Below are 12,140 nucleotides of genomic sequence, written 5' to 3'. Positions count from 1 at the left end.
TGGACGATGATTCAGGCTTCGCGCAGCGGCCGCCACGCGGCGACGCAGATCGCGAGCATCACCCCCGCCGCGATCCAGAAGGGCCCGGTGACTCCCAGCGCCGTGGCCGCCAACCCGCCGAGCAGGGAACCGAGCGCCGCGCCGCCGAGGTCCAGCAACAAGTACGCACTCGTGACCCGGCCCAGCAGGCCGTCGGGCACCACGCGCTGACGCATGGTGATGACGATGGTTCCCCACACCGTCGTGTGCACGCCGAAAACCACCAGAATCGCGCTCGCGACGAGCCAGTCGCCGGTGATCGCCAGCACGAGGTGCGTCAGCGTCTCAACGATCAGGCCCGCCCTGAGCAGATGCTTGGCGAGAAGCCTCCGCTGCAGGCGCGGTGCGATCACCGCGCCGATCAACCCGCCCATGGCGAAGGTGGTGAGCAGGGCGCCGTAACCAACCTCGGTCAAGACGAGCCGCTGCTGGACATAAAGCACGAAGATGGCAAAGGCCGCGCAGAACACGACATTGGCCACGCTCATGGTCATTGCCAGAGTTCTGAGGACGCGGTGGTTCATCAGCCACCGGACGCCTTCTTTGATGTCTGCCTTGAGGTTGGTTTTCTTTGGCTCCAGTCGCCTGGGCGCTCTGGTGACCGTCGCGACGAGTCCCGCCGCAACCAGGAAGCTCACCGCGTCGAACGCGAACGGCAAGGCTGCGGCGGTAACGAAAAGCCATGCACCCAAAGGTTTCGCGGCAAACTGGTTGCTGATGGTGTAGGTCGCCATCAGTTTCGCGTTGGCCGACGCCAATTTCTCCTGCGGGACGACGGCGGGCAACAATGCGACCGACGCCGTGTCCGCGAATGTCTCGCCGAGGCCGAGCAAAAAGAACACCGCATAGATGATGGGGATGCTCGCCACGTCGGCCGCAATGCTCACAGCCAGTGCAGCGAGCACCAGTCCTCGCAGAACATTGACCAAGACGACCAGCTTGCGCCGGTCGATCCGGTCCGCATACGCCCCGCTGATCAACCCGAACAGCAGCCAAGGAAGCTGTTGGGCGAACGCGGCACCCGCGACCAAGGCGGGATTCTGGGTCATTTGGGCGACCAACAGCGGCCCAGCCGCAATGGTCACCCCGTCACCGATGTTGGAAACAGCCGACGCGGCCCACAGTTTGGCAAAGTCGAACCGCGCGGAAATCCGGGCTCGCACAGGAACTCCTCGAAAGGGAAACGGTCAAGGACAATCGACCGCTTCGACACAAGGAACTCGGCTCCAGCCCCAGAGCCCAGCCTCCGGCCCCCGAATCCAGCCTAGCGCCGGGCACCGACACCGCAGCCCGACGGAAGATCAACTGCACCGAGTTGTCCACAGCGGCCGAGTTGTCCCCATCGCGCGCGACCAAAACCCTGCCGATCGTCTACCACCGATAGACTGGCGTGGCGGGGTGCCCCCGGGAAAGGGCGGGGGCCGCTCTGGGGCTTGGCCACTCCGGGGCTTGGCCACTCCGGAGGTTGGCCGCTGTCGGCTCGGCCGCTCTCGGGTTGGCGGTCCTCGGGTTGGCCGCCCTCGGCTCGGTTGCCTTCGGGATTGGCCGCCTTCGGGTTGGCTGCCCTCGGCTCGGCCGCTGTCGGCTCGGCCGCCCTCGGGATTCGCCGCCCTCGGGATTGGATTCGATGGCGTTATGGGCTTTTGCTGGGGCCGTGGCGCTTTCGGCTCAGCGACCCTGCGTCGAAGCGGTGATCGTTTTCCATGCACGTGCGCACTTCGACTCCTCTCACCGAGCTGCCGGACAGGCGCGAGTATGCCCGGTCAGTACTCGTCGCCGCCAAAGAATTCCGACTCCAGTTCGTCCGCCGCACCCGCGATCAAGGTCAGCGGATCGGTGAACTCGTTGATGTCCAGGTTCTCCAGCGGCAGCGAATGCCTGATCACGATGTGGTCGCCCATGATCGCGGCGCCGCCGGACACGGTCGTGTGCCCGATCGCATCGAGCAGTGCGTACAGGTCGACGTTGCGGGCCAGGCCGAGTGGCGTGGCGATCTGGACCCATTCGTACTTCCGGTCCAGCTCCTCCCGCGCCACGATCATCACCTGGGTGCGATCGCTTTCCTCGTCGAACGTGTACAGCAGCCGGATCTCCCCCGGCTTGTCGGAGAGGACCTCATATTCGGCCCGTACGTACTCGGCCAGCTCGTCCCACGTCGCCACGAAGCGAACCCTACTAAGAGGAACCCGTTGTCTGCTGGGCGATGTTCGTCGGTTCGCCGAACTTGTACGGCCGCACCCGATATGTCGCTTTCTTCTCCTGCGGCTGGGTGATCAGGCCGAAGGTGTTCACGTTCGGATCCACCATCGCGACGTTCGCGAAGTCCGCCGCCCCGTCCGCCTTGAGCTCGATCAGGAAGCCCTGTTCGTCGGTGGTCTGGTCGGTCCACGCGAGCTTCACGCCGTTGGCGTGCATCATCGTCACCGTGAAATCTGTCGGCGCGCCTTGTACGTCGCGGACGGAAGCTCGGGCGGGCGGGCCCGGACGGGTCGAGGGCTGCAGCCATTCTTCGGACTCGCTCTCAACAAGGTCACCGGGTGGCAGCGTCAGCTCGACCGGTGTGGACGCGGTCCCGTAGTACGGCCGGACCCGGTAGAAGAACTTGGTCTGCGGGATCAGGTCCGTGTGCTGGTACGTCGTCCGCGTCAGCGGCAGGAAGTCCAGGATCGTGTACTCCCCTTTTTCCTCGTTGGAGTACTCGACCACCTGTCCCGCCGCGGCCTGGTCCGTGATCTTCCACGTCAGTTCGACGTTGACCGGCGTCTTCAGCGTCGCGGTGAGGTTCGGGGCATCGCCCGTGGGGCCGGCCGAGCATCCGGCAAGCACCACGAGCGACACCGCGGTCAGCTGTTTGATCACCTGCGCCAGAACCTGACGTTGCTCCAGGTCACCGAGATCGCACCGCGACCGCTGTCGGTGCGGTAGGCACCGAACTTGTCGTAGTGGCAACCGCTCAGGCCGGCGTAGACCAGCCGCTGCGAGCCGTTGATGTAGATGCGGTGCGTCGATCCGGAGTGCACGGTGTTGACGGTCACCGACCGTCCGTTCGGGGCGGTTCCGGCAGGCGAGATGGTGGCTCCGCCGTTACGGACCGAGTACAGCCTCCGGCTGCTGTCCACGGCGAGCATGAAGTCGGCGTCCGACGGCCCGAACGTCTGCTTCAGGCTGAGCCGGTCACCGGACATGCTGTTGATCCGGAACGTGCCCTGGAACTGGCGGACACCGTCGCAATAGGTGTCGTACCGGCGCTCGGCGCGCTGGACGCCGCTCGTCGATGTGCAGCTGAGGCTGAAGGTGAGTCCGCTGACCGTTCCGCAGCCTTGCTGCTGTACCGAGAATCCAGGACTGTACGAAGTCCACGGCCCAGTTTCGACCTGCGCGTTGGCCGCGGGCGCGGACAGCGCGAGGCTGCCAGCGGACGCGAGCACAGCGGCGAGAATGGGGATTTTTCTTGCCACAGATATCCTCCGGTGCAGGGTTCCCAGAGGCGGCGGGAACCACAGGGTAAGGGCACCGATCGTTGGGAAGCAAGAGTGTCGCGCCGAGTGCTGCTAACGTCGGCGAAATGACGGACGGGCCGGTTCCAGGCAAGCGGATCACGATCCGCGACGTTGCTAAATCGGCTGGCGTGTCGTATCAGACGGTCTCCCGTGCACTGAACGACAAAGGCGAAATCGACACCACGACCAAGCAGCGTGTCCTGGATACCGCCAAGCGACTGGGGTATCGGCCGAGCCGATTCGCCCGTGGTCTTGTCCGGCAGGACAGCACGTCCGTCGGCCTGGTCATCCCGAACCTGTTGAACCCGTACTTCACCGAGGTCGCGGCGGGTGCACTGGACGCCGCCCGGCGCAAGGACTGGCACGTCGTGGTCTACGACACCGCCGACGACGAGCGCCAGGAACTGTCCACTCTGGGCATGATCGGCTCGCAAGTGGACGCCGTTGTCGGCTATTTCAGCCAGCCGGACGACGTGATCGACCGGTACACCAGCGGGATGCCGGTTGTCCAGATAGGACGCACAGACGTCGGCGCGCGGTTCGGCGAGATCCGGGTGGACGGTGAGGAAGGCGTGCACGCGGCGATCGCGCACCTGGCGTCGACCGGCAGGCGCCGGATCGGCATGCTCGACCACGATCACCACCATCAGCCCAGCGTCCGCTACTCGTGGTACTGCGACGCGATGCGCGAGCACGGTCTGCCGACGTTCGTCGCCGAAGCCCCGCAGTCCATCGAGGGCGGGCAACGCGCGATGGCCGCCATGCTGGAGAAGCACCCGGAGCTCGACGCGATCTTCACGTACAACGACGTGATCGCGATCGGCGCGATGTTCCAGGCCCGGCTGCTCGGGCGGCGCGTTCCCGCCGACTTCGCGGTGATCGGCTTCGACGGCCTGGCGATCGGCAACATGGTCGAGCCGCCGCTGTCCAGCGTCCGGATCGACACCCGCAAGGTCGGCGAAACCGCCATCGACCAGGTAGGACAGTTGCTCAGCGGCACGCGGCCCGAGGTGGCGACGATCAAGGCGACGCTCCTGCTGCGCGGGTCCGCCTGATCCTTGACATTGGGCTTGCCGTGTTCAACACTCGCCGGACGTGACCGGTCACGTGACCGTTCACGGCAAGCCTGGGCAGCGCTGGCCGGAGGTGATTTCGTGGCCGTGGATCGACGGGGATTCCTGGCCGGAGCAGGGGCTTGTCTGCTCGCGCTCGCCGGGTGCACGAGCCCGCAGACGACCAGTCCCGGCAGGCTCACGCTCTGGTACTGGACCCGCGGCCTGTCGGACAAGGTCCTCGACGAGGCGAAGACCCGCTTCGCCGACGCGAAGTTCAACCCGGCCAACGTCGGCCACAACCTGCGGCACCGGCTGCTGGCCGCGATCTCCGGCAACGCGTACATCCCGGACATCACGATGCTCAACGACGACATCGCCGGGTATTTCGAGGACGCCGACCAGTTCATCGACCTCAACACGCTCGGCGCGGACCGGCTCAAGGACCAGTACCTGCCGTGGAAGTGGCAGGCAGGCACCACACCGGACGGCAAGCTGCTCGGTTTCCCGATCGACACCGGGCCCGCGGCGCTGTTCTACCGGCACGACCTGTTCGCACAGGCCGGGTTCCCGAGCGAACCGGACGACGTGGCCCGTGCCGTGTCCACATGGGACCAGTATTTCGACTTCAGCGCGGAGATCCAGAAGGCGCTGCCCGGCCGGTACATGATCACCGACGCCAAGACCGTGTTCACGTACTCGATGGCGCAGGAACCACAGAAGTATCTTGACCGGCAGCACAAGTACATCGGTGACCAAGCGCATGTTCAGCTGGCGTGGGACCGCGCGCTCACCGCTGTCCGCAAAGGACTGACCGCCGGGCTCGTCGACACGGGCAGTGAGTCCGGCTCGGTCGACCGGCACGCCGCGTGGAACAACGGCAAGGAGCTGAGCCTGGTCAACGCGTCCTGGATCACCGGCGAGATCAAGGAATCAGCGGCGAGAACGGCCGGCGCGTGGCGGATCTGCCGCAGTCCCGGCGGCGCGGGCAATCAGGGTGGCTCGTTCATGGCGCTCACCAGGTACTGCGCCGATCCACAGACGGCGTTCGAGATCACCAGCTGGATCCTCAACCCAGCCAACCAGGCACGGCACTACGTGGACGCCGGGCTTTTCCCGTCCGCACCGGCCGCGTTCGACGATCCGCTGATGCGCGAACCAGACCCGTTCTTCGGCGGACAGGTCACAGTGGACGTTTTCGGCCAGGCCGCGAAAGAGGTCAAGCCCGCGTACTTCAGCCCGCAGGACATCGACATCAGCAACATCCTCACCGACGAACTGGTGAACGTGGAGTCCGCGGGCAAGGATCCCGGTCAGGCGTGGCGGGACGCCCAGAACTCGGTCAACCGGCTGCTGCGGCGGCGAGGAGTGCTCTGATGCCCCGCAAACGGCTGAAGTACCTGCCGCAGTACCTGGCGATCGCACCGTTCTTCGTCCTGTTCGCCGTGTTCGGCGCCTATCCGGTGTTCTACTCGCTGTATCTGGCGTTCCAGCGGTGGGACGGGATCGGCCCGGCCGAGTGGATCGGGCTGTCCAACTTCGAGTTCCTGGTCTCCGACTTGGAGTTCTGGAACTCGGTCGGCAACACGTTCGTCATCTGGGTGATGTCGACGGTGCCGATGACGGTACTGGCGCTGCTGATCGCGGTCGGACTGAACTCCTCGGTGCGGTTCAAGGGCCTGTACCGGATCGCGTACTTCACGCCGAACGTCACGTCCATTGTGGCCATGGCGATCGTGTTCAGCTCGATCTTCTCCCCCGAGTTCGGCATCCTCAACGCGTTCGCCAGCTGGCTCGGCCTCGACCCGGTGGAATGGGTGACCGATCCGTGGGGCATCAAGATCGCCATCTCGGTGATGATCATCTGGCGGTGGGTCGGCTACAACGCGATCATCTTCCTCGCCGGCCTGCAGGCGATCCCGCAGGAGGTCTACGAGGCCGCCCGAATCGACGGCGCCGGCACGGTGCAGACGTTCTTGCGCGTGACACTTCCTTTGCTGCGCCCGGTTTTGCTGTTCTCCGTGGTGATGTCGGCGATCAACGGCCTGCAGATCTTCGCCGAGGCGCAGGTGCTGGTCGGTGAACGCGGCGGACCGCAAGACGCTGGGATGACCATGGTCCTGTACTTCTACAACCAGGCGTTCCTGGAGAACGACTTCGGTTACGGCGCCGCGATCGCGTGGGGCATCTTCGTGATCGTGCTGCTGTTCGCGATCATCAACTGGCGGTTGATCAACCGGCCCGAGCGGGCGGAGGTCAAGGCGTGACCCCGACTTTGCGCACCAGGCTCACCGGCGGCATCCTGCTGGCGATCGGCGCCGTGATCGTGCTGTTCCCGTACTACTGGCTCGCCGTGATGGCGACCAACACGACCGGGGACATCTTCACCACGCCACCGAAGCTCACGTTCGGCACGCACCTGTTCGACAACATCGGCGAGGTGCTCGACCGGATCGACTTCTTCGGGTCGTTGCTCAACACCGTGATCGTCTCGGTGGCCACGACCGTGCTGGTGTTGTTCTTCGACTCGCTGGCGGCCTTCACGTTCGCCAAGTACGCCTTCCCTGGCCGGAACGTGCTGTTCACCATCCTGCTGGCGACGTTCGTCGTGCCGACACAGCTCTCGGCGATCCCGCAGTACTCGATCATGGCGTCGATCGGCTGGGTCGGCGACCTCAAGGCGTTGATCGTCCCGGCGGCGGCGAACGCGTTCGGCATCTTCTGGATGCGTCAGTACGCCGCGTCGGCGATCCCGGACGAACTGCTGGAAGCGGCCAAGGTGGACGGTGCCGGGTTCTTCCGTACCTATTGGACGATCGCGATGCCGATCCTGCGGCCCGCACTGGCGTTCCTCGGCATCTTCACGTTCGTGACCACGTGGAACGACTACCTGTGGCCGTTGATCGTGATGGTCGACCCGTCCAACACCACGCTGCAGGTCGCGCTGAACCAGCTCAACGGCCTCTACGGCGCCGACTACAGCCTGGTGATGGCCGGCACGTTGATGGCCGTCATCCCGTTGCTGGTCGTGTTCCTGTTCGGAGCACGGCATTTCATCCGAAACATCGCCGCAGGCGCGGTCAAAGGCTGAAAGGTCACCATGTCCTATCTCGACGACGTGTCCCCGGGATACGGCGCGTTGCCACCACGCGCCGCCTTCTCCTCGGACGCGCCTTCGTTAAGTCTCAACGGGGACTGGCGTTTCCACCTCTCACCCTCATTGGCCGACGCGCCACCGGGCATCGAGCAGGACACGTTCGACGACTCGTCCTGGTCCACTTTGGCTGTGCCAGCCAACTGGCAGATGCACGGCTTCGGCAAGCCCGCGTACACCAACGTGCAATACCCGTTCCCGGTCGACCCTCCTTACGTGCCATCGGACAACCCGACCGGCGACTACAGGCTCACGTTCGACCTTCCCTCGGCTTGGCTCACGCAACCTGCGGTGCTGAGGTTCGACGGCATCGACTCGTGCGGGCGAATCTGGCTCAACGGCACAGAGTTGGGTGTGACACGTGGCAGCCGGTTGCCTTCCGAGTTCGACGTCGGCTCGCTGTTGCGGGAACGCGGAAACGTGCTTGCGGTGCGCGTGCACCAATGGTCTTCGGGGAGTTACCTGGAAGACCAGGACATGTGGTGGCTGTCCGGGATTTTTCGTGACGTGACGCTGCTGGCCCGGCCGACCGGCGGGATCAGCGACTACTGGCTGCGCGCTGACTACGACCACACCACGGGTCGCGGCTACCTTAGCGTCGAAGTGGACGGTCCGGCGTGGCTGTCCATCCCGGAGCTGGGCATTCTGCGGGCATCAACCGACTTGCCGATCGACGCGGGTGTCGTGGAGCCGTGGACCGCGGAAACTCCTCGGTTGTACGAGGGATACCTGGCTTCGGACCACGAACGCGTGCCGCTGCGCATCGGTTTCCGCACGGTGACCATTGCGGACGGTCAGCTCAAAGTCAACGGCAAGCGTATCCTTCTCAAGGGTGTCAACCGGCACGAACACCACCCGGACTTGGGCCGTGCTGTGCCGTATGAGACTGCGTTGGCCGACGTGCTGATGATGAAGCAGCACAACATCAATGCCGTGCGAACTTCGCATTACCCGCCGCACCCGGCCTTCCTCGACCTGTGCGACGAGTACGGGTTGTGGGTGATCGACGAGTGCGACCTCGAGACGCACGGTTTCTCAGAGGTCGGCTGGGAACGCAATCCCAGCGACGACCCGCAGTGGGAAGCGGCGTACCTCGACCGGATGAAGCGGATGGTCGAGCGCGACAAGAACCATCCCAGCATCATCATGTGGTCACTCGGCAACGAGGCTCACACCGGTCGCAATCTCGCCGCCATGGCCTCGTGGACTCGTTCCCGTGACTCGACGCGGCCCGTGCACTACGAGGGCGACGCCGCATGCGAGTATGTCGACGTCTACAGCCGGATGTACGCCTCACACGCGGAGGTCGACGAGATCGGCCAGACGACCGAGTTGCCGTTCATCCAATGCGAGTACGCCCACGCGATGGGCAACGGGCCTGGCGGGTTGCTGGAGTACCGGGAGCTTTTCGAGAAGTACCCGCGGTGCCAGGGCGGCTTCATCTGGGAATGGCTCGACCACGGCATCCGTCAGGTGGATTCGGAGGGCCGACCGTATTTCGCGTATGGCGGCGACTTCGGCGAGACGATCCACGACGGCAGCTTCGTGATCGACGGCCTGGTGTTCCCGGATCGCACGCCTTCTCCAGGCTTGCACGAGCTCAAGAAGATCTTCGAACCAGTCCGCATCTCGGCTCCCGGCGCCGCCATCCCAACGACACAGACCCACGGGACACCCGGCACCGCAAACCCAGCGGCATCGAAGTCCCCAGCATCGTCGAATTCCGCCGAAACCGTTGCCCCCCAAGGAGATTTCGACTCCCCTCCACCATCGACCAGCCCCCAGGCAGCCCCCGCCCTTCCCGGGGGGCACCCCGCATCCAGCGTATCGGGGGGTGGGGATGGGGAGAAGGGTTCGCTGGGAGCTGTGGACAACTTGAAGGTTGTTGTGGCTAATCACTACGACTTCTCCGGGCTTGAGCAGCTGAGTTTCGCTTGGAAACTGGAGGATGAAGGGGTCGAGGTCGCCTCCGGCATCCTGCACACCCCCACCGTCCAGCCGGGCCAGGAAGTCACCCTTGACCTGCCGAAAATGCCTGAGACCCAAGGCGAATCGTGGGTGACGGTGACCGCCACGCTGGCCAAGGACGCCGCGTGGGCGAACGCGAATCACCCGATCGCGTGGGGACAAGTCAACGTCAAAGCCCGCCAGCAGACCCAAGGAAGCCGAGAGCCCCGAGAAGTACCCCGGGACATCGGCGGGATCCCGATCGAAGCGCCCAAGCTGGACCTGTGGCGGGCGCCGACCGAGAACGACAAGCCGTCCGACGAGGAAACCTGGCGCAAGAACGGCCTGCATCGCCTGCAGCACCGCCTGATCAGCGTGGAAGGCGGGACGACGAAGACTCGGGTGGCCCCGCCCGCGAGAGCGTTCGGCATGTTCGTCACCTACACGTGGACCGGCGACGAAACCACGCTGAACCTCAAAGTCGACATCGAGCCGGACGGCGAATGGCCGGGCACGTTGCCCCGTCTGGGCCTCAGGATGGCCCTGCCCAAGGAATACGGCAACGTCGAGTGGTTCGGCCGAGGCCCGAACGAAGCCTACGCTGACACCAGGCAAGCCGCGGCCGTCGGCAGATACAAGTACACAGTGGACGAAATGCAGACGCCGTACGTTGTCCCGCAAGAGAACGGCAACCGCACTGAAGTCCGCTGGGCCGAGCTCACCAACGACACCGGCGAGGGCATCAGGATCGAAGGCGACTTCGAATTCACCGCGAGGCGGTGGACGTCCGAAGACCTCGACGCGGCCGAGCACACGATCGATCTGACGCCCACCGACTGGATCTATCTGAACCTCGACATCGCCCAGAACGGCGTGGGCACAGCTGCTTGCGGCCCAGGTGTGCTCCCGCAGTACCAGCTGCACGCCCACAAGGCGAGCATCGAGCTGACGTTCACACGACTAGGGTCGTAAGCGAGTCGCCGGGGACGCCGGGGTTGTACTCGCGCCAAGCCGAGGCCAACGACACCACCGCGCCAGCAAGGACATCCGCGGGTTCCAGGAACGGAATCCGCAGGAATTCCTTGCTGGCGCCGGAGGCGTCCAGCGATCCGCCTGGCAACACGGCGACGCCGTGCCGCAACGCCAACTGAGCGAACGAAACCGCGTCGCCGTGCGGCAGCCGGACCCACAAGCTCTGGCCGCCGGCAGCCGGGGTGAACTCCCACGACGGAAGATGTTCCCGCAACGAAGCGCAAAGCTGCGCATGCTGTGCATACAACGCCGAGACGCGATCAGCTCGCAGAGCGTCCAAAGAAGACACCAGGGACACCGCGGCGACTTGGCCGATGTAGTTGCTGCCCAGATCGTGTACGGCCTTGAGCCGCGCCAGCTGCATGATCACCGATTCGGACGCCCGGACCCAGCCGATCCGCAGCCCGCCCCACACGACCTTGCTCAACGACCCGATCGTCACCGCTGGACCGTGAGCCGCGACAGGCAACGGGGCCTCGTCCGTGAAGCTCAGGTCGGCGAGCACCTCGTCCTCGATCAGCCGGACGCCCAGCTCCGCGGCTTCGGCGGCAAGGCGCTGACGGGTCAAAGTGGACATCACCGACCCGGTCGGGTTGTGATGCGTGGGAATCACGTACACGGCCGCCGGTCGCGCCCGCATCGCACGAACCAGCCCGTCGGCATCACCAACCGGAACAGGTACGAAGTCCGCAGTGGACTCCCGGAAAGCTTCCAGCGCACCGGGATAAGTCGGTGTCTCCACCACAACCCGGTCCCCTGGCGCGACGAACAACCTGGCTAGCAATGCCAAAGCTTGCTGCGCGCCCGTTGTCACCAGGATCTGGCCGGGTTTGGTCGGCAGTCCGCGCGCGGTGAAGCGGTCCGCCAGCGCGGCCCGCAGTTCGTAGTAACCGAGTGGGTGGTAGCCGATGTCGTCGGTGACCTCGACAGACAGCGCCTTGGCGTAGGCCTCGGTGACAGCCGCGGGCATGACGTTCGGCGCCGCGCACGTCAGTTGGACGATCTTGTCGAGCGGTTCGAGCAGGTGCATGAACAACGGGTTCGCGCTGTCGGCAGGACGCTCCGGGCGCAACGCGGCTGGAGCGACCTTCGTCCCGCTGCCCTGCCGCCGCACGATCTTGCCCTCCTGCGCCAGCAGGTCGTACGCGGACACCACAGTCGTCCGGCCAACCGCCAGAGCCGCGGCCAACGTGCGATCCGGCGGCAGTGGTGTGCCCGGTTGCAGCTCGCCGTCGTCGATCAGGCGCCGGATCCGCCCAGCGAGCAGCAGGTACAGCGGACCACGCCCAGCCGACCAGCGGCCGAGCCGGGTCACCAGGTCCTCCGGTCTCGTCACCAAACCAATTCTGCCAGATTGGCTCTGCCATAGGGCCAATTTTCCGACAAGACTCTGATCATGCACCGTGAGACACGAGC

10 protein-coding genes are annotated in these 12,140 nt (G+C 65.2%); 5 read left to right on the top strand and 5 right to left on the bottom strand.

Annotation, left to right across the window (positions count from 1 at the left end; translation table 11 throughout):
• Positions 1 to 11: 11 nt before the first annotated feature.
• The 4 genes from B9C43_RS27660 to B9C43_RS27645 form a co-directional block, all read right to left on the bottom strand.
• Positions 12 to 1,202 carry an MFS transporter gene (locus tag B9C43_RS27660; protein WP_084429944.1) on the bottom strand — a complete coding sequence of 397 codons (1,191 nt, stop codon included), beginning with the start codon at positions 1,200 to 1,202 and terminating at the stop codon, positions 12 to 14.
• Between the two features lie 600 nt (positions 1,203 to 1,802).
• Positions 1,803 to 2,201: a type III secretion system chaperone family protein gene (locus tag B9C43_RS27655; RefSeq protein WP_084429943.1), complete on the bottom strand. Its 399-nt coding sequence runs from the start codon at positions 2,199 to 2,201 to the stop codon at positions 1,803 to 1,805.
• A 13-nt stretch (positions 2,202 to 2,214) separates the two neighbouring features.
• The gene (locus B9C43_RS27650; RefSeq protein WP_084429942.1) at positions 2,215 to 2,898 is read right to left on the bottom strand and encodes a fibronectin type III domain-containing protein; all 684 of its coding nucleotides are present in this window, start codon (positions 2,896 to 2,898) and stop codon (positions 2,215 to 2,217) included.
• A complete protein-coding gene (locus tag B9C43_RS27645) occupies positions 2,895 to 3,497 on the bottom strand; it encodes a hypothetical protein (protein ID WP_235038871.1) in 603 nt (200 codons plus the stop codon). Before B9C43_RS27645 ends, B9C43_RS27650 begins: the two co-directional genes overlap by 4 nt.
• 107 nt (positions 3,498 to 3,604) lie before the next feature.
• On the opposite strand from B9C43_RS27645, the gene B9C43_RS27640 reads away from it, so the two are divergent.
• From B9C43_RS27640 to B9C43_RS58675, 5 genes are all read left to right on the top strand, one after another.
• Positions 3,605 to 4,594 (top strand): LacI family DNA-binding transcriptional regulator, encoded by a 990-nt coding sequence (locus tag B9C43_RS27640; protein WP_084429941.1) that lies wholly within the window; start codon positions 3,605 to 3,607, stop codon positions 4,592 to 4,594.
• A 99-nt stretch (positions 4,595 to 4,693) separates the two neighbouring features.
• Entirely contained in the window at positions 4,694 to 5,968 is a 1,275-nt protein-coding gene (locus B9C43_RS27635; protein WP_160096731.1) for an ABC transporter substrate-binding protein, read from the top strand.
• Positions 5,968 to 6,858, top strand: coding sequence for a carbohydrate ABC transporter permease (locus B9C43_RS27630; protein WP_084429939.1), 891 nt, complete (start codon positions 5,968 to 5,970; stop codon positions 6,856 to 6,858). Before B9C43_RS27635 ends, B9C43_RS27630 begins: the two co-directional genes overlap by 1 nt.
• Entirely contained in the window at positions 6,855 to 7,682 is an 828-nt protein-coding gene (locus B9C43_RS27625) for a carbohydrate ABC transporter permease (RefSeq protein WP_200825716.1), read from the top strand. Before B9C43_RS27630 ends, B9C43_RS27625 begins: the two co-directional genes overlap by 4 nt.
• 9 nt (positions 7,683 to 7,691) lie before the next feature.
• On the top strand, positions 7,692 to 10,664 hold the full coding sequence (locus tag B9C43_RS58675) for a glycoside hydrolase family 2 TIM barrel-domain containing protein (RefSeq protein ID WP_084429938.1): 2,973 nt from the start codon (positions 7,692 to 7,694) through the stop codon (positions 10,662 to 10,664).
• On the opposite strand, the gene B9C43_RS27615 is transcribed toward B9C43_RS58675, so the two are convergent.
• Positions 10,645 to 12,060, bottom strand: a complete 1,416-nt coding sequence (locus B9C43_RS27615) for an aminotransferase-like domain-containing protein (protein ID WP_143446638.1) — start codon at positions 12,058 to 12,060, stop codon at positions 10,645 to 10,647. The two genes, B9C43_RS58675 and B9C43_RS27615, sit on opposite strands and share 20 nt — an antisense overlap.
• Between the last annotated feature and the right edge of the window lie 80 nt (positions 12,061 to 12,140).

The sequence above is a fragment of the Kibdelosporangium aridum genome (genome assembly GCF_900176515.1).
GTDB lineage: Bacteria > Actinomycetota > Actinomycetes > Mycobacteriales > Pseudonocardiaceae > Kibdelosporangium > Kibdelosporangium aridum.
Note: the sequence above shows the minus strand (reverse complement) of the source record. Positions and strands in the feature narration are given on the sequence as shown.